This is a genomic window from Streptomyces sp. NBC_00212, from assembly GCF_045206365.1.
Taxonomy (GTDB): domain Bacteria; phylum Actinomycetota; class Actinomycetes; order Streptomycetales; family Streptomycetaceae; genus Streptomyces.
The window spans coordinates 1,904,897-1,921,293 of record NZ_CP108115.1 but is presented as its reverse complement, the minus strand read 5'-3'; the positions used below and the strand labels follow the sequence as shown (position 1 = coordinate 1,921,293).

Sequence of the window (16,397 nt, the reverse complement as noted above, 5' to 3'; positions counted from 1 at the left end):
ATTGCTTCCACATAGCAGAATGAAACTTCCGCATTACGGAATAGGGCTCGAAGATGGCGCGGCCAGGTGGCCCGTCGGAGCCGAGTCCGCCGGCCGAAGCAGGAGCACCCCATGCCTCGTATGACCGCTGCCCGAGCGGCAGTTGAGATCCTCAAGCTCGAAGGCGTCAGCCACGCCTTCGGCGTGCCGGGCGCGGCGATCAACCCCTTCTACAAGGCGCTCAAGGAGGGCGGTGGCATCGACCACACGCTCGCCCGCCACGTCGAAGGCGCCTCCCACATGGCGGAGGGCTACACGCGCTCCAACCCGGGCAACATCGGTGTCTGCATCGGCACGTCGGGCCCCGCGGGCACCGACATGATCACCGGCCTGTACTCGGCGATCGGCGACTCGATCCCGATCCTCTGCATCACCGGCCAGGCCCCGGTCGCGGTGATCCACAAGGAGGACTTCCAGGCGGTCGACATCGCCTCGATCGCCGGGCCGGTCACCAAGGCCGCGACGACCGTCCTGGAGGCCGCGCAGGTCCCCGGCGTCTTCCAGCAGGCCTTCCACCTGATGCGCTCCGGCCGCCCCGGCCCGGTTCTCATCGACCTGCCCATCGACGTCCAGCTCACCGAGATCGACTTCGACCCGGACACCTACGAGCCGCTGCCGGTCTACAAGCCGGCCGCGACCCGCGCCCAGATCGAGAAGGCCATCACCTTCCTCCTGGAGTCCGAGCGCCCGCTGATCGTCGCCGGTGGCGGCATCATCAACGCGGACGCCTCCGACCTCCTGGTCGAGTTCGCGGAGATCACCAACACGCCGGTCGTCCCGACCCTCATGGGCTGGGGCACCATCCCGGACGACCACGAGCTGAACGCGGGCATGGTCGGCCAGCAGACCGCCCACCGCTACGGCAACGCCACGTTCCTGGAGTCGGACTTCGTCCTGGGCATCGGCAACCGCTGGGCCAACCGCCACACCGGCTACAAGCTCGACGTCTACACCCAGGGCCGCAAGTTCGTCCACGTCGACATCGAGCCCACCCAGATCGGCAAGATCTTCGCCCCGGACTACGGCATCGCCTCCGACGCGAAGGCCGCCCTGGAGCTCTTCGTCGAGGTCGCCAAGGAGCTGAAGGCCGCCGGCAAGCTGCCCGACCGCTCGGCGTGGGTCGCCTCCCACCTGGAGCGCAAGTCGACGCTGCTGCGCCGCACGCACTTCGACAACGTGCCGATGAAGCCGCAGCGGGTCTACGAGGAGATGAACCGCGCGTTCGGCCCCGAGACGCGCTACGTCACCACCATCGGCCTCTCCCAGATCGCCGGCGCGCAGATGCTGCACGTCTACAAGCCGCGCCACTGGATCAACTGCGGCCAGGCCGGCCCGCTCGGCTGGACCATCCCGGCCGCGCTGGGTGCCGCGACCGCCGACCCGGAGACCCCGGTCGTCGCCCTGTCCGGCGACTACGACTTCCAGTTCATGCTGGAGGAGCTGGCGGTCGGTGCACAGCACAAGATCCCGTACGTCCACGTTCTCGTGAACAACGCCTACCTGGGCCTGATCCGTCAGGCGCAGACCGGCCTGGACATCAACTTCCAGGTCAACCTGGAGTTCGAGAACATCAACTCTCCGGAGCTGGGCGTCTACGGCGTCGACCACGTCAAGGTCGTCGAGGGCCTGGGCTGCAAGGCGATCCGCGTCACCGAGCCGGACCAGCTGCTGCCCGCGTTCGAGGAGGCCAAGAAGCTGGCCGCCGAGTTCCGCGTCCCGGTCGTCGTCGAGGCGATCCTGGAGCGGGTCACGAACATCTCGATGAGCCCGACGTCCGACATCAGCGCGGTCAAGGAGTTCGAGGAGATCGCGACCGAGCCGGGCCACGCCCCGACGGCGATCCGCCCCCTCCAGGCCTCCTGAGCCACCCGAACGGTCCGGCCTCCGTTCCCCCGCACTGGGGAGCGGGGGCCGGACGCATTTCTAGCGCGGGCTCTCCTCACGTTCGAGCAGCGTCTTGAGCGTCGAGAGGATCATCACCCAGCCGTCGCTGACGCCCTTGAGCATCTCGCTGTCCACGCTGTCGAAGCCGTCGTGCGTGATGGTCAGCTTCACCCCGAGCGCCGACGTCTCGGCCGGCTGGATGTCGAACGCGACCTGGGACTGCTCCGTGCGCGCACTCGCGAACTCCCCTTCCGTGTCGAAGAGCTGACGGTGCATCGGAAGCAGCCGGTGCCAGGTGTACGCGAGCTTCCGGCCCGGCACCGCCTCGATGACCGCCTGGCCGAGATCCTCGTACGTCCCGTCCGGGCCCGTCTTCCACAGCACCGGCGAACCCACCCGCCAGTCGGACATGGGCCCCCAGCCGCCGAAGTACTCCTGCGCGAACTCGGCGTCCGTCAGGGCCTCGTAGAGTCGCTCGGGGGTGGTCTGGATATAGATGACATACACGAACTCGGGCTTGTCCATGGTGAGTTGCTCCTCCAGGCTCCGCTTCAGTCTGCCGAGCGCGTCGAGCCTGCCGCGCTCGTACTTGCCGATCCAGCGCTCCGACAACTCCTGGATCGGCACCGGATTCAGATAGTGGATCTTCTCCCGGCCGCGCCGCACGGACGTGACGAGCCGCGCCGCTTCGAGCACCGCGAGATGTTTGCTCACCGCCTGACGCGACATGGCGAGGTCCTCGCACAGCTCCCGCAGCGTCTGCCCGTTCCGCGCCTGGAGCCGGTCGAGCAGCCGCCGCCGGCTGGCGTCGGCGAGCGCCCTGAAGACGTCGTCCACACGCACCTCCGGCGTCGTGCGTACCTGCCCTGCGGCGTGGCGCCCGCCCACCTCGGGCGGCGCGCATACGCAATCCCCGGACGTCGCGCATGCGCACCTCGGGCGCCGCTCGCGCACCTTCGATTCCAGATTTGCAACCATGGGGTTGCGTGTCAATTCGTGACGATTTTCGCACCAGGATGCGTTCCGGTCGGCGCAGATACCGGATCGATTCCCCATCGTCATCCGTCGGGCCTGCCCTTCAGGCCGTTTCGCGGCGCATACTGGGGTGACGATGACGAAGCCATCCGCGCCCCGGCGCCACCTGCCCACCAGCCCCTTCAAAGCCCCGGACGCTCCGGCGGCCAAGCACTTCATCCTGGGAGACCGGGTCACACACGACCAGTTCGGCCTGGGCACCATCATCGGGGTCGAGGACGGCGTCGCGATGCTCGTCGACTTCGGCTCCCGCCAGGCCCGAATCGTCAGCCCGTACACCCGCATGGACAAGCTCTAAATCTCGCCGTCAGGCGAGAGCCGCCGGTCCGGACCGCAGCCGCGGCCCGGCCGGGCGGCGCGCCCCTGGCCCACCGTGCCCCGCGAGGACTGCCCTTCCGGGTGAACCTGCCGCCCCGCCGCCCCCATGCGTACGGCCTGCAATCCATACCGTCCGCAATCCATACGGACCGCATCCAACCCGGGGCGTACGAATCGACGCCCGTCCCGACACCAGAGGCGGACGTGTTCCGACACCTGAGGCGGACGTGTGCGGACGAACGGTCCGCCTAGCGTGTCGTCCATGGTCAAAATCTCCCGCGCGGCCACGGCCGTCGCCCTGTCCTTAGCCCTCGCGGCCCCGCTCGCCGCCGCGACCACCGCCCAGGCGGCCCCACCGAGGCCTCCCGCCGCCTCGACTATCGCCGCCTCTACGCTCGCCGCCGAGCGGATCGAACTCCCTCGCCCGACCGGCCAGTACGCGATCGGCGCGGACACCCTGCACCTCGTCGACCATTCCCGCCGCGACCCCTGGGTGCCGAGCCAGGACCGTGAGCTCATGGTGACCCTCACCTACCCTGCGGCCCGCCCCGGCACCGGCCACCCCGCCCCGTACACCACCCCTGCCGAGGCCCCGGTCCTCCTGAAGGAGCTCGGCATCGACCCCGCGAGGGCGGGAGAAGTCACCGGTACGAGGACACACGCCCGGATCGGCGCGCAGCCCGCGCGGGGCGGCCATCCGCTGATCGTGCTCTCTCCGGGCTTCGGCGCCCCGCGCTATTCGCTCACCACGCTCGCCGAGGACCTCGCGAGCCGCGGCTTCGTCGTCGCGTCGGTGGACCACGCCTACGAGTCGTTCGGCACGAGTTTCCCCGGCGGCCGTCTGCTGACCTGTGTCGCCTGCAAGGCCGTGCAGGACGGCACACCCGGCAGCGTGGTCACCGCGACGCGCGCGGCGGACACGTCGTACCTCCTGGACCGCCTCACCGCAAAGCGCCGGGCCTGGCAGTACTCCGCCGCGATCGACAAGCGGCACATCGGCATGGCCGGCCACTCCATCGGCGGGGCCGCAGCCCTCGCCGCCATGGCGCGCGACGGGCGCATCGATGCCGGGGTCAACATGGACGGCGCGTTCTGGGACACGCTCGCGCCCAAGGGCCTCGGCGGGCGGCCGTTCATGATGCTGGGCACCGATGACGAGACGCACCGCCCCGGGGGCAAGGACAAGACGTGGGACGCCACGTGGCCCGCCCTCGACGGCTGGAAGCGCTGGCTGACCGTCGCCGGAGCCGAGCACATGACGTTCTGCGACGAGCCGGTCATCGCCGACCACTTCGGCCTCCCGCACTCGCCGCTGCCCGCGCAGCGCTCCGTCGCCCTCGTCCGGACGTACGTGGGCGCCTTCTTCGACAAGCAGCTGCGGGGCGTCGACCGGCCGGTCCTCGCGGGACCGACCGCCGCCAACCCCGAGGTGACGTTCAACAACCCCTGACCGCCGAACGCCCCCAACCGGGGGCTTACCGCCCGGGTTTACCCCGGTTCCAACCCTCGGTTGACGACCCGGGGCGGGCCGGATCGGCAAGGTGTGGTGAGTCGCGAGAACGCTCGCGGAACCCACTCGACCAGGGGGAACGATGACACCCATCCGCAAGGCGGCGATAGCTGTGGCGGCCCTCGGAGCCGCCGCGCTTCCGCTCACGGGAGCCACCACCGCGTCGGCCGGAACCAACGGGCAGCAGGTCGCCGTGTCCACGTACTACTCGGACAAGGTCCAGGTCTGCGGCCACAACCAGAACAACGCCTGGGTGTGCACCGGCTACTTCAACACGCCCGGCACCGGCTACACCGGCCGCGCCGGATACTGGTACAAGGGCCAGGTCACCATCACCGGCGTCCGCAACTCGCCGCACCAGGTGCGCACCGCGTACTGCAACGTGCCCGTTTCGCAGTCCGGTAACTGGACCTACTGCGACGGGCGCAGCAACCGCACCCTGTAGCACCGCGATACGGCCCCGCTGAAAGATCAGGGCTCCACCCCTCAAGACCAAGGGGGTGGGGCCCTGCCTTTCCATGCGCCGCCAACTCGGCGTATTTATAGGGAAGTTGACGACTTGTCAGTGACAATGGAGGTGAGCTGGGTGAGGGAGTCGATCCGCCAGTCCGCCGCCGCGACGACCTTCGAATCGTCCGCCCACCAGTGACCCCAGGGCCCGCGCCGCAGGTGTGCGACGCGCAGCCCGGCCGCCTTGGCGGGGAACACGTCGTTCACGGGATGGTCGCCGACGTACACGGTCGCGTGCGGCGCCGACCCGGCCACCTCCAGCACCCGCTCGAAGAAGGCGGGCTGGGGCTTGGACACACCCCACTCGTCGGAGGTGACCACCAGGTCGGCCGGCAGGTCGAGGCCGCGCAGGAGTTCACCGGCGCGGATCGTCTGGTTCCCGGCGACGACGACCCGGATGCCGAGCTCGCGGAGCCCGCCGAGGGCGGGCCGTACGTCGTCGTACAGGTCGGTCTCGTCGAGGTGCTCGCCACGGCCCGCCGCCTCCCGGGCCAGGTACGCCGCGCGGACGTCCATGCCGGGTTTGAGCATACGCAGCGCGTCCGCGGCGTCGCGGCCTTGAACGACGACCGCCCCGACGAGCGCGGCGAGGGTGTGCCTGGGGACGCCGATCCAGTCGGCCCAGGATGCCCAGTAGCGGTCGTCGCGTACCAGTGTTTCGCCTATGTCGAGCACGATCGTCTCAATCATCGAGGCCGATTCTAGGCGGTGAGGCGGGCATGTACGTGGGACGACGCCACTACGAGTCGGTTGGCGCCGCGGCGCGGTCCGATGGCGCCACTGCGACATCGACGGCGCGCCATGGCGATGTGTGGACGGCGCCCCTACAACGCGGACTGGAACGCCGATGCGGACGGCGTGGTGTCGCCCGGCGTGGTGATGCGGTCGAGGGTGGCAGGGGCGAGCCCCGCGTGCTGAGCGGCGGCGCGGGCGGCGAGCGCTACGCGGGGGCCGGACGCGGGGACCGGGAGGGTGCGGCGGGCGGCGGCGGATACGAGCATCGTGGTCATGCCTCATTGTGCATGGCCGGACCCTGTGCCGGGCGCCGTTTGCGACGGCTCAAGTGGCAGATGTACGTGGGCGGTTGGGGCATCGGTGGTTGAGCTGCCGGACTTCGCGGCGCGGCAGCTCACGGGGTCGACCGGGAGCCGCCGGCTCGGGGGAGGGGGCGGCTGGGTCACTCCCGTGAAACCTTCGCCGTGACCTTCCAGGGCACGACGACGAGAGGGCATACGTGGCCGGGGTCGGGGCGGCAGGTCCGGACGGAGGCGATCATGATGACGCCGGGTTTCCCGGCGTGGAAGACGGCGCTGGCACCGCCCGTCGGTGTGGTGCGGGCGGCAGTCCGCCGGAGCACCCCGGAGTCGCCGGACTGCGGAACGTTCCAGGTGTAGGTGAGCCCCTGGGAGCGAGAGCCGGTGAGCCGGACCTCGATGTCGTCGCCGGCCGTGACGACGACGATCCGGTCGTCGTCGGCGTTCGTCAGCACGGTGCGTTTGGCGGCGGAGGCGTGGTGGGCCGCGGGGGTTGAGGGTAGGTGGGGCCGGGCGGTGGCCGGTGCGGCAGCGGCGCTCGTGGCCGACGCCGGCCCCAGCGCCAGTCCCCAAGCCAGCGGAATGGCAAGGTACTTCGATGCCTTCGTCTTCAAGACCCCTCCGAGGGTGGCCGGATCAGGCAGAACGGCGGGTTCTGCGCACGGGGATCAGGGTGACGCGCACTCGGGGTCGAGATCACTGCCTTTGCAGCTGAATACACCGAATTGGTGACAGTGGATGCCGAGCCCTTTACGGGTGCGCCCCGGCGGGCTGGAAGCGAGGCCGCTCGGGCCCGGATCACACCTCGGCGGGGCCGTTCCGCCAGACGAAGACCTCGGTGCTCGGCTGCCGCTCGGAGAACCACCCCGACGGCGAGGCCTCCCTCAGCAGCCGACGCACGTCCGCCTCGAAGGCTTCGCCGCGCGCGCCGAACAGGTGCGGAGCCGCGTACGACATCGAGAACACCCACGCCACGACGTCGTCGGACGTGCGTTCCAGCGGCTGTCCGCCGGGAACGACGTGGCGATCGGGGCCGGTGAATCCCACCCGCGTGAGCACCGCCGCTTCATCGCCGGGCGTTCCGTGCGGCAGCACGCTGCGGCCGGCCCGCCGGACGGGCCCCAGGTAGCGCCTGACCAGCTCCTCGATGGCCGCGTGGGGCGCCGGAGGGTGCGGCAGGCCGTCGAGGGTCGGTGTCTCGGTCTTCACATCCGCGATGTGCACCAGCGCTCCGCCGGGCCGGAGCATGTCCCTCATGGTCGCCGCCACCAGGTCGCGATCCATCCAGTGAAAGGACTGACCGAAGGTCGCGACGCCGAACGCGCCAAGACCGGCGGGCAGTTCCTCCGCCCGAGCCCGCACCCACCGCGCCTTCCCGGCCATTCCGCGCCCGGCGGCGTCGCGAGTCGCCTCGGCGATCATCCCACTGTCCGCGTCCACCCCGACGACCTCGCTGAACAAGTGAGCCAGGCCCAGGGCGAGAGTGCCCGGCCCGCATCCCACGTCGATGAGGCGCCCGTGCCCATCGAGCTTGAGAACGTCGGCGAGTACGTCCGCAAGACCGGGCGCATAGGGAAGCCTTCCGCGCCGGTAATAGGCGGCGGCACCCCGGAACAGGCTGTCGTCCCACTCCCAGCCGGCACTCACGCCCGCCCACCGCCCTTGATGGCCCGTCATGCGTCCAGAGTTCAAGGTCGGCGGCGGTACATGGTGCTCTGCCATTGAGCTACGCCGACCCGAAGTCGACGACGGGACTCGAACCCGCAACCGCCCGTTCCCAAAACGAAGTAGCCGCTGCCTGCGCACCTGGACGAGAACCACGGTATCTGCGGATGGCGATGCCGGCACGTGAATATGAGTCCGGCTGCCCCATCCCGAGCGGGTGCTGCTCGGGATCTCGGATTCGGGCCGCGACTCGCGTCGGCCGAGCTCATGTGCGCCATCGTCAAAGCCACGAAGAAGATCAAGGCCCCACCTGAAACGACAGGTAGGGCCTTGATCATCGGACGCTCGGTTCGGGACCGTAAACCGAACCCAGCGTCCTGGCTGTGGAGTTGTTGCCGCCCGGCGGAACGAGGCTGGCGCGACAGGACGTTCGCACCGCCGGGCGGGATTCTTGGGGGAGGTTGCGGGGATCGCGGCGGCGGCGATTGGCGTGGGCGCCCGGGTCCTTCCTTCAGGTCAGGAAGGGGGGCGCGCACGCCTTCACCACCGCACTGGCATCGCCACACCGCCGCGATCCTCGGGTTGTCCATATCCGCCGACCACCCCTCATCCGGGTCGGCGGATCGGACTGTGCAAAGGGTTTGACCTCCCGTCAAATCCCTTGCACGGTCTGGAGGTTGAACCGGGCGACTAGTCCTCGCGCAGGGCGCGGACGGCCTCCTCGACGCGCTTGCCGTACTCGGCGTCCGCGGCGTGGAAATGGGCCAGGTTCTTCTCGATCACGTCGTCGCGGGAGACCTGCGAGAGGCCGCCGGCGATGTTCGCGATCAGGCGGGACTTCTCGTCGTCCGACATCAGGCGGTACAGCTCGCCCGCCTGGAAGAAGTCGTCGTCCTTCACGTGGGCCGGGGCGGCGTGCGTGCCCGTGTAGCCGTGGATCGCGAGCGGGGCCGACAGGGCGGCGTCCGTCTGGGCGGGGCCCGAGTACGAGTTGGGCTCGTAGTTCTTGTCGGTGCGGCGGCCGTTGCGGGTCGCCATCAGGCCGTCGCGGCCGTAGTTGTCGGCCTCGGTCGCCTTAGGCGCGTTGACCGGCAGCTGGGTGTGGTTGACGCCCAGGCGGTAGCGGTGCGCGTCCGCGTAGGCGAACAGGCGGCCCTGGAGCATCTTGTCCGGCGAGGGGCCGATGCCGGGGACGAAGTTGTTCGGCGAGAAGGCCGACTGCTCGACCTCCTGGAACACGTTGTCCGGGTTGCGGTCCAGGACCAGGCGGCCCACGCGCTGCAGCGGGTAGTCGCTGTGCGGCCACACCTTGGTGAGGTCGAACGGGTTGAAGCGGTAGTCCGCGGCCTCGGCGGCGGGCATGATCTGGACGTACAGCGTCCAGGACGGGTTCACGCCGCGCTCGATGGCCTGCAGGAGGTCCGTCTGGTGGCTGTTCGCGTCCTTGCCGACCTGCTCGGCGGCCTGGTCGGAGGACAGGCTGCGGATGCCCTGGTTCGTCTTGAAGTGGTACTTGACGAAGAAGGCCTCGCCCTGCGCGTTCGTCCACTGGTAGGTGTGCGAACCGTAACCGTTCATGTGACGGTACGAGGCCGGGATGCCGCGGTCACCCATGAGCCACGTGATCTGGTGGGTGGCCTCGGGGGCGTGCGCCCAGAAGTCCCAGACGTTGTCCGGCTCCTGCTTGCCCGTGAACGGGTCGCGCTTCTGGGAGTGGATGAAGTCGGGGAACTTGATGGGGTCCTTGATGAAGAAGACGGGCGTGTTGTTGCCTACGAGGTCGTAGTTGCCCTGCTCCGTGTAGAACTTCAGCGCGAAGCCGCGCGGGTCGCGGACCGCGTCCGCGCCGCCGAGCGAGTCGGCCACGGTGGAGAAGCGGATGAACGTCTCCGTGCGCTTGCCCACCTCGCCGAGGAAGTCGGCCTTCGTGAAGCCGGTGACGTCGTCGGTCACCTCGAAGTAGCCGTACGCGCCGGAGCCGCGGGCGTGCACCACACGCTCCGGGATGCGCTCACGGTTGAAGCGCGCGAGCTTCTCCAGGAGGTGCTGGTCCTGGAGCAGGATGGGGCCACCGACGCCGGCGGTGGCGGAGTTCTGGTTGTCGGCGACGGGGGCGCCGGACTCGGTCGTAAGCACGCGCTTCGACATCGTGACCTTCCGTACTGGAGCTGCACTGGTGACTTGTTCCGCAGTCCCTGGAGCGTAAATTCGCTCGGAACAGAACGTCAACAGTTTGTTGAAAATGAAGTGTGAGCTTCCGGGCGGCGGCGGCGCCTGGGCGCGACAGGACAGGTGTCAGCGCCGCCGCCGCCCGGAAATCTGGGGACCCCCGAGGGGGTGTTTCAGCGGGTCAGACCTGCGAGCCCGAGAGGCGCTCGACGGCGCGGAGCAGGGCGGAGTGGTCCAGGCCGCCGTCGCCCTGGGCGCGCAGCGAGGCGACCAGCTGGGCCACGACCGCGCCGACCGGAAGGGCCGCGCCGACGTTGCGGGCGGCGTCGGTGACGATGCCCATGTCCTTGTGGTGCAGGTCGATCCGGAAGCCGGGCTTGAAGTCCCGGTTCAGGAAGTTGTCCTTCTTGCGGGTCAGGACGGTCGAGCCGGCCAGGCCGCCGTTCAGGACGTCCAGGGCGGCGCTGAGGTTCACGCCCGACTTCTCCAGGAAGACGACGGCCTCGGCGCAGGCCTGGATGTTGACCGCGACGATGAGCTGGTTGGCGGCCTTCACCGTCTGACCGGAGCCGTGCGGGCCGCAGAGCACGATGGTCTTGCCGAGGGCCTCAAGGATCGGCAGCGCCGCGTCGAAATCGGCCTGCTCGCCACCCACCATGATCGACAGGACGGCCTCGATGGCGCCGGCCTCGCCGCCGGAGACGGGGGCGTCCAGGACGCGGATGCCCTTCTCGGCGGCGTTCTTGGCGAGGTCGACCGAGGTCTGCGGGGTGATCGACGACATGTCGACGATCAGCGCGCCCTGCTTGGCGTTGGCCAGGATGCCGGCCTCACCGTACGCGATGGCCTCCACCTGAGGGGACGCCGGAACCATCGTGACGATCACGTCGGCGTCCTTGACGGCCTCGGCGATCGAGCCGGCCGCGGTGCCGCCGGCCGCCGTGAGGCGGTCCAGCTTGTCCTGCTCCAGCGTGAAGCCGGTGACCGAGTAGCCGGCCTTGATCAGGTTCTCGGACATGGGGGAGCCCATGATGCCGAGGCCGACCCATGCGATCTTGGGGAGGTTGCTCATGAGGGTGCTGCCTTCCTAAAAGCTTTGGTACGTCAAGAAGTTGAGGCCCCGGGGGCCAGGGGGCGTCCCCCTACGCCTCAACGGGCCGCGCGGGCCTCGGCGGGGAGCCACTCGAAGGAGGCGGCGGCGTCGGCGGCCTTGTACTCCAGGCCCACCCAGCCGTCGTAGCCGGCCTTCGCGAGCTGGTCGAGCAGCTCCTCAAGCGGCAGCGAGCCGGTGCCCGGCGCGCCACGGCCCGGGTTGTCGGCGATCTGCACGTGGCCGGTCTTGTCCGCGTACGCCTCGATGACCTCGGCGACGTTCTCACCGTTCATCGAAAGGTGGTAGATGTCGAGGAGGAACTTGGCGTTGCCCAGACCCGTCGCGGCGTTCACCTTGTCCACGACCTCGATCGCGGACGGGGCGCTCACCAGCGGGTAGAGCGGCGACTCCGGCTTGTTCAGGGCCTCGACCAGGAGGATCGCGCCGACCCGGTCGGCCGCGCGGGCCGCCAGGACGAGGTTCTCCAGGGCGAGGGCGTCCTGCACCTGCGGGTCGGCGCCCTCGACGCGGTTGCCGTAGAGCGCGTTGAGCGCCTTGCAGCCGACCGAGGCGGCGAAGTCGGCCGCCACCTCGATGTTGGCGCGGAAGCGGTCCGACTCCTCACCGGGAATCGACAGCGTGCCGCGGTCGGGGCCCGGCAGGGCGCCGGCGTAGAAGTTGAGGCCCACCAGCTGGGTGCCGGCGTCGTCGAGCGCCTTCTTGAGGGCGTCGAGCTCGGCCTGCTCGGGGGTGGGGGTCTCGATCCAGGGCCACCACAGCTCGACCGCCGTGAAGCCCGCCGCGGCCGCGGCCGCCGGGCGCTCCAGGAGCGGGAGTTCCGTGAAGAGGATCGAAAGGTTTACATCGAAGCGCTGGTTCGAGTAGCCCATGAGGGGTGTGCGCTCCTTCCGTATTGCGGAAGTTGTTTTCTGCTTGATGGAAGGTTGCAGGGGGACTGGCGAGCTTGTCAAGGGGGCCTCCCGGATTTCGTCGACCTCGCAGTAGGTTGAGCGCGTGCGATTGAGAGTGGAGTTCACGACCGAGCCCTTCGACCTCGACGAGGCGCCCCCGCATGCCGTGGTCGCCCGCGACGTCATTCAGGCGGCCCGGCTCGACGCGGTCGACGTCGGCCCCTTCGGCAATACCGCGGAAGGCGGCGCGGACGAGGTGCTCACCGCGGTGGACGCGCTGCTGCGCAAGGCCCTGGCGGCGGGCGCCACCCGTGTCTCGCTCCAGGTCAACGTGATCGGGGAGGGCGAGAAGTGACCGAACCCGCGGACCACCCTCTGATCCAGGCGGTCAAGCCGCTCGTCGACGCCATGGGCGCGGAGATATTGCCGCCCGCCCAAGCGCTGCCCGACGACGTGGTGCTCGCCTGGGAGGGTGAGGACGTGGTGGCCGTGCGGCTGCCCCAGCTCTCCGACTCCCTGGATCACATCCTGGCCGCCATGGAGCGCCGCCACGGCATGCCGCTCGCGGCCCTGGACCGCAAGGCCAAGCAGTCCGCCGTACGGACCCTGGAGGCGCGCGGCGCCTTCTCGGTGCGACACGGCGTGGAGACCGTCGCCTCGGCCCTCGGGGTCAGCAGGTTCACCGTGTACAACTACCTGAACAGGGAAAACTCCGCCAAGGATGACTGAGCGAGCACGCTCGGTGCCTGCTCAGGCACCCCCCGCGCAACGAACCGCCGTCCGGCCACCGGGCGGCGGTTTTTGTAACCCCAAGTTTTCAACAAAGTGTTGACGGGATGTTTCGGAGGGCGTTAGCTATCCGCAGCCCGTTCAGCACCAAGGCCACGGAGGCCGCCGTGACTACGACTTCGACGCCGGGCCTCGCCCGGTTCAACACCTCCCAGGACGATGCGGCGCTCGCCGCGCTCCACGAGGTGTGCGCCAGTTCGGCGTGGGGGAGCAAGCTGCTCGCCCAGCGCCCGTACGCCACCGCAGAGGACCTCTTCACCGCCAGCGACGCCGCTCTGGCCGAGCTGGGTGTGAAGGACCTGGAAGAGGCGATGGCAGGGCACCCGCCGATCGGCCGGCCGAAGCCCGGTGACCCCACCTCCGCACGTGAACAGCGCGGCATGGCCGGGGCCTCCGAGGCCCTCAAGGCCGAGCTGCTCGAACTGAACCTGGCCTACCAGGAGAAGTTCGGCCACGTCTTCCTGATCTGCGCCACCGGTGCCACCGGCGAGCAGATGCGCGACGCGGTGAAGACCCGGATCGGCAACACCGCCGAGGAGGAGCGCGAGATCGTGCGCACCGAACTCGGGAAGATCAACCGAATCCGGCTGACCCGTCTCGTAGAAGAGGACAAGGACTGATGAGCACCGCGACCACCGCCTCGGTGTCCACGCACATCCTGGACACCAGCGTCGGACGCCCCGCCGAGGGCGTCGCCATCGAGCTCGCGGCCCGCTCGGGCTCCGACGCCGAGTGGATCTCGCTCGGCGGCTCCGCGACCGACGCGGACGGGCGCTGCAAGGACCTGCCGGCCCTGCCGGAAGGCACCACCCACGTACGACTCGACTTCGAGGTCGAGGAGTACTTCTCCAAGAAGCAAGCCGAGGCGCAGCAGGACGCCCCCCGCGTAAGGGACAGCGGTGCGTTCTTCCCGGAGGTGGCGATCACTTTCGCCGTCGCCCCGGGCGAGCACTATCACGTACCGCTGCTGCTCAACCCGTTCGGCTACTCCGTTTACCGAGGGAGCTAGCAGACATGCCCACGATTCTCGGCCAGAACCAGTACGGCAAAGCAGAGAACCGCGTCGTCAAGATCACGCGGGACGGCGACACGCACCACATCAAGGACCTCAACGTCTCCGTCGCCCTGTCCGGCGACATGGAGGACGTGCACTACTCCGGCTCGAACGCCAACGTGCTCCCGACCGACACCACCAAGAACACGGTGTACGCGTTCGCCAAGGAGTACGGCATCGAGTCCGCCGAGCAGTTCGGCATCCACCTCGCGCGGCACTTCGTGACCTCGCAGGAGCCGATCAAGGTCGCGCGCATCCGCATCGAGGAGTACTCGTGGGAGCGCATCGAGACCTCCGAGGCCAACTCGAAGTTCATCGGCTCCGACGACGTCAAGCACTCCTTCGTCCGCAAGGGCCAGGAGACCCGGGTCACCCAGATCACCTACGACGGTGAGAAGTGGGAGGTCATCTCGGGCCTCAAGGACCTCGTCGTGATGAACTCGACGAACTCCGAGTTCTGGGGCTACGTCAAGGACAAGTACACGACGCTCCAGGAGGCGTACGACCGCATCCTGGCGACGCAGGTCTCGGCCCGCTGGCGGTTCAGCTGGAGCGACGACGAGCAGAAGGCGCCGAACTGGGAGAAGTCCTACGAGCAGGTGCGCAAGCACATGCTGCAGGCCTTCGCCGAGACGTACTCGCTCTCGCTCCAGCAGACCCTGTACCAGATGGGTTCGCGCATCATCAACAACCGGTCCGAGATCGACGAGGTTCGCTTCTCGCTGCCGAACAAGCACCACTTCCTGGTGGACCTCGAACCGTTCGGGCTCAAGAACGACAACGAGGTCTACTTCGCGGCCGACCGTCCCTACGGTCTGATCGAGGCGACCGTCCTGCGCGACGGCGTCGAGCCGCAGATCCCGGTCGACATGACCAACCTCTGACGCGGCACTGAGCCCGCCCCCGCCCGGCCGCAGCCGGGCGGGGGCCGGCCAGACCGGAGGGAATCCCCATGGCACAGCCCGCAGTCGGGCCGGCAACAGCCGACGGCCCATGTACCACCCCACCTGAAGGTGCCGTGCACCCGGTGGACGAAAAGCTTCCTGCCGCGCGGCTCGTTCCCGCCGCGCTCCAGCACATCGCCGCCATGTACGCGGGCGTCGTCACCCCTCCGCTCATCATCGGCCAGGCCGTCGGCCTGGACACCGCGGGACAGACCCGTCTGATCGCGGCCAGCCTGCTCATCGCCGGGCTCGCCACCGTCCTGCAGACCCTCGGCGTCGCGAACTTCGCCGGCAACCGGCTCCCGTTCGTCAACGCCGCCTCCTCGGCCGGCATCGCGCCCATGCTCGCGATCGCCGAAACCAGCGCCAAGGGCCATCAACTCCCCGCCATCTACGGCGCGGTGATGGTCGCCGGAGTCTTCTGCCTCCTGGTGGGACCCTTCTTCGGCCGGCTGCTGCGTTTCTTCCCGCCGCTGGTGACCGGTGTCGTGATCACGCTCATCGGCGTCACGCTGATGCCCGTACCCGTGTCCTGGGCCCAGGGCGGCGACAAGAACGCCGCCGACTTCGGGTCCATGAACCACCTGGCGCTCGCCGCCTTCACGCTCGTCGTGATCCTCCTCTTCCAGCGCTTCGGCCGCGGCTTCCTGCGCCAAGTCGCCCTGCTGCTCGGCCTGTTGATCGGCACGCTCGCGGCGATCCCCTTCGGGATGGCCGACTTCTCGGCCCTGAAGTCCGCGCCCGTCGCCGCCCTGCCGACACCGTTCTCCTTCGGCGCCCCCGAGTTCCACCCGGCGGCCGTACTGTCGCTGTGCATCGTGATGCTGGTCCTGATGACCGAGTCCAGCGCCGGCATGCTGGCCATCGGCGAGATCTGCGAGCGCCGCACCGACGGGCGCACCATCGCCCGCGGCCTGCGCACCGACGGCATCGCGACGCTGCTCGGCCCGGTCTTCGGCGGCTTCCCGACCAGCGCGTTCGCCCAGAACGTCGGCGTCGTCTCGCTGACTCGCGTACGCAGCAGGTACGTTGTCGCCGTCGCGGGCGCAGCCCTTCTCGTGCTCGGCGCCTTCCCGGTGCTCGGCGCGGTCGTCTCGCTGGTCCCGATGCCCGTCCTCGGCGGCGCCGGAATCGTCCTGTTCGGCTCGATCGCAGTGAGCGGTATCCGTACCCTCTCCGAGGCCGGGCTCGACGACAGCTCCAACATCATCCTGGTGGCCGTGGCGCTCGGGGCGGGCATCATCCCGCTCGCCGCGCCCACCTTCTACGCCGGATTCCCCGCCTGGGCACAGACCGTGCTCGGGTCCGGCATCAGCGCGGGAGCGCTCACCGCGGTCCTGCTCAACCTTTTCTTCCACCATCTCGGCACCCGGAGCAGCGTCACCGCCCCGGTACTCAAATCCTCGTAGGGTCCTGCCGTGCCCCGTAGTAACAGCCGCCAC

General features: G+C 69.3%; 18 protein-coding genes. 10 read left to right on the top strand and 8 right to left on the bottom strand.

The features are described from left to right. Positions 1–120: 120 nt before the first annotated feature. Entirely contained in the window at positions 121–1,902 is a 1,782-nt protein-coding gene (gene gcl / locus OHA17_RS08875) for a glyoxylate carboligase (protein ID WP_398877410.1), read from the top strand. A gap of 60 nt (positions 1,903–1,962) precedes the next feature. On the opposite strand, the gene OHA17_RS08870 is transcribed toward gcl, so the two are convergent. Continuing rightward, positions 1,963–2,760, bottom strand: a complete 798-nt coding sequence (locus OHA17_RS08870; RefSeq protein WP_406505593.1) for an ArsR/SmtB family transcription factor — start codon at positions 2,758–2,760, stop codon at positions 1,963–1,965. A 274-nt stretch (positions 2,761–3,034) separates the two neighbouring features. On the opposite strand from OHA17_RS08870, the gene OHA17_RS08865 reads away from it, so the two are divergent. From OHA17_RS08865 to OHA17_RS08855, 3 genes are all read left to right on the top strand, one after another. Then, the gene (locus OHA17_RS08865) at positions 3,035–3,256 is read left to right on the top strand and encodes a hypothetical protein (RefSeq protein ID WP_053725806.1); all 222 of its coding nucleotides are present in this window, start codon (positions 3,035–3,037) and stop codon (positions 3,254–3,256) included. Between the two features lie 282 nt (positions 3,257–3,538). Beyond that, entirely contained in the window at positions 3,539–4,726 is a 1,188-nt protein-coding gene (locus OHA17_RS08860; RefSeq protein WP_406505591.1) for an alpha/beta hydrolase family protein, read from the top strand. A 142-nt stretch (positions 4,727–4,868) separates the two neighbouring features. Continuing rightward, entirely contained in the window at positions 4,869–5,231 is a 363-nt protein-coding gene (locus OHA17_RS08855) for a hypothetical protein (RefSeq protein ID WP_406505590.1), read from the top strand. 95 nt (positions 5,232–5,326) lie between these two features. On the opposite strand, the gene OHA17_RS08850 is transcribed toward OHA17_RS08855, so the two are convergent. The 7 genes from OHA17_RS08850 to OHA17_RS08820 all read right to left on the bottom strand — a co-directional run bounded on the left by OHA17_RS08850 (position 5,327) and on the right by OHA17_RS08820 (position 12,147). Beyond that, complete coding sequence (locus OHA17_RS08850) at positions 5,327–5,986, bottom strand: HAD family hydrolase (protein ID WP_406505588.1); 660 nt, start codon at positions 5,984–5,986, stop codon at positions 5,327–5,329. 134 nt (positions 5,987–6,120) lie between these two features. After that, the gene (locus tag OHA17_RS08845) at positions 6,121–6,306 is read right to left on the bottom strand and encodes a hypothetical protein (RefSeq protein ID WP_406505586.1); all 186 of its coding nucleotides are present in this window, start codon (positions 6,304–6,306) and stop codon (positions 6,121–6,123) included. A gap of 167 nt (positions 6,307–6,473) precedes the next feature. Beyond that, a complete protein-coding gene (locus OHA17_RS08840) occupies positions 6,474–6,944 on the bottom strand; it encodes a hypothetical protein (RefSeq protein WP_406505584.1) in 471 nt (156 codons plus the stop codon). 184 nt (positions 6,945–7,128) lie between these two features. Next, complete coding sequence (locus tag OHA17_RS08835) at positions 7,129–8,007, bottom strand: class I SAM-dependent methyltransferase (RefSeq protein ID WP_406505582.1); 879 nt, start codon at positions 8,005–8,007, stop codon at positions 7,129–7,131. 678 nt (positions 8,008–8,685) lie between these two features. Beyond that, the gene (locus tag OHA17_RS08830) at positions 8,686–10,143 is read right to left on the bottom strand and encodes a catalase (RefSeq protein WP_406505580.1); all 1,458 of its coding nucleotides are present in this window, start codon (positions 10,141–10,143) and stop codon (positions 8,686–8,688) included. A 202-nt stretch (positions 10,144–10,345) separates the two neighbouring features. Next, positions 10,346–11,236 (bottom strand): 2-hydroxy-3-oxopropionate reductase, encoded by an 891-nt coding sequence (locus OHA17_RS08825; protein ID WP_398877242.1) that lies wholly within the window; start codon positions 11,234–11,236, stop codon positions 10,346–10,348. 77 nt (positions 11,237–11,313) lie between these two features. Beyond that, on the bottom strand, positions 11,314–12,147 hold the full coding sequence (locus tag OHA17_RS08820; protein WP_406505578.1) for a TIM barrel protein: 834 nt from the start codon (positions 12,145–12,147) through the stop codon (positions 11,314–11,316). Between the two features lie 124 nt (positions 12,148–12,271). On the opposite strand from OHA17_RS08820, the gene OHA17_RS08815 reads away from it, so the two are divergent. The 6 genes from OHA17_RS08815 to OHA17_RS08790 all read left to right on the top strand — a co-directional run bounded on the left by OHA17_RS08815 (position 12,272) and on the right by OHA17_RS08790 (position 16,364). Continuing rightward, positions 12,272–12,523 carry a hypothetical protein gene (locus tag OHA17_RS08815; RefSeq protein ID WP_053725798.1) on the top strand — a complete coding sequence of 84 codons (252 nt, stop codon included), beginning with the start codon at positions 12,272–12,274 and terminating at the stop codon, positions 12,521–12,523. Then, entirely contained in the window at positions 12,520–12,897 is a 378-nt protein-coding gene (locus OHA17_RS08810) for a helix-turn-helix domain-containing protein (RefSeq protein ID WP_406505576.1), read from the top strand. Before OHA17_RS08815 ends, OHA17_RS08810 begins: the two co-directional genes overlap by 4 nt. 167 nt (positions 12,898–13,064) lie before the next feature. Further along, on the top strand, positions 13,065–13,577 hold the full coding sequence (gene uraD, locus OHA17_RS08805) for a 2-oxo-4-hydroxy-4-carboxy-5-ureidoimidazoline decarboxylase (protein WP_189964698.1): 513 nt from the start codon (positions 13,065–13,067) through the stop codon (positions 13,575–13,577). Further along, positions 13,577–13,966: a hydroxyisourate hydrolase gene (gene uraH, locus OHA17_RS08800; protein WP_406505573.1), complete on the top strand. Its 390-nt coding sequence runs from the start codon at positions 13,577–13,579 to the stop codon at positions 13,964–13,966. The genes uraD and uraH overlap by 1 nt, the downstream gene beginning before the upstream one ends. A gap of 5 nt (positions 13,967–13,971) precedes the next feature. Continuing rightward, positions 13,972–14,895, top strand: coding sequence for a factor-independent urate hydroxylase (gene pucL, locus OHA17_RS08795; protein WP_398877238.1), 924 nt, complete (start codon positions 13,972–13,974; stop codon positions 14,893–14,895). Positions 14,896–14,963: 68 nt separating this feature from the next. Next, a complete protein-coding gene (locus OHA17_RS08790; RefSeq protein ID WP_406505571.1) occupies positions 14,964–16,364 on the top strand; it encodes a nucleobase:cation symporter-2 family protein in 1,401 nt (466 codons plus the stop codon). The last annotated feature ends 33 nt before the right edge of the window (positions 16,365–16,397 follow it).

Bases quoted from the DNA above. Each gene is read 5' to 3' on its own strand.
- gcl (WP_398877410.1), top strand. From the start codon at position 121: ATGACCGCTGCCCGAGCGGCAGTTGAGATCCTCAAGCTCGAAGGCGTC.
- OHA17_RS08865 (WP_053725806.1), top strand. From the start codon at position 3,035: ATGACGAAGCCATCCGCGCCCCGGCGCCACCTGCCCACCAGCCCCTTC.
- OHA17_RS08860 (WP_406505591.1), top strand. From the start codon at position 3,539: ATGGTCAAAATCTCCCGCGCGGCCACGGCCGTCGCCCTGTCCTTAGCC.
- OHA17_RS08855 (WP_406505590.1), top strand. From the start codon at position 4,869: ATGACACCCATCCGCAAGGCGGCGATAGCTGTGGCGGCCCTCGGAGCC.
- OHA17_RS08850 (WP_406505588.1), bottom strand. From the start codon at position 5,986: ATGATTGAGACGATCGTGCTCGACATAGGCGAAACACTGGTACGCGAC.
- OHA17_RS08845 (WP_406505586.1), bottom strand. From the start codon at position 6,306: ATGACCACGATGCTCGTATCCGCCGCCGCCCGCCGCACCCTCCCGGTC.
- OHA17_RS08835 (WP_406505582.1), bottom strand. From the start codon at position 8,007: ATGACGGGCCATCAAGGGCGGTGGGCGGGCGTGAGTGCCGGCTGGGAG.
- OHA17_RS08830 (WP_406505580.1), bottom strand. From the start codon at position 10,143: ATGTCGAAGCGCGTGCTTACGACCGAGTCCGGCGCCCCCGTCGCCGAC.
- OHA17_RS08825 (WP_398877242.1), bottom strand. From the start codon at position 11,236: ATGAGCAACCTCCCCAAGATCGCATGGGTCGGCCTCGGCATCATGGGC.
- OHA17_RS08820 (WP_406505578.1), bottom strand. From the start codon at position 12,147: ATGGGCTACTCGAACCAGCGCTTCGATGTAAACCTTTCGATCCTCTTC.
- uraH (WP_406505573.1), top strand. From the start codon at position 13,577: ATGAGCACCGCGACCACCGCCTCGGTGTCCACGCACATCCTGGACACC.
- pucL (WP_398877238.1), top strand. From the start codon at position 13,972: ATGCCCACGATTCTCGGCCAGAACCAGTACGGCAAAGCAGAGAACCGC.
- OHA17_RS08790 (WP_406505571.1), top strand. From the start codon at position 14,964: ATGGCACAGCCCGCAGTCGGGCCGGCAACAGCCGACGGCCCATGTACC.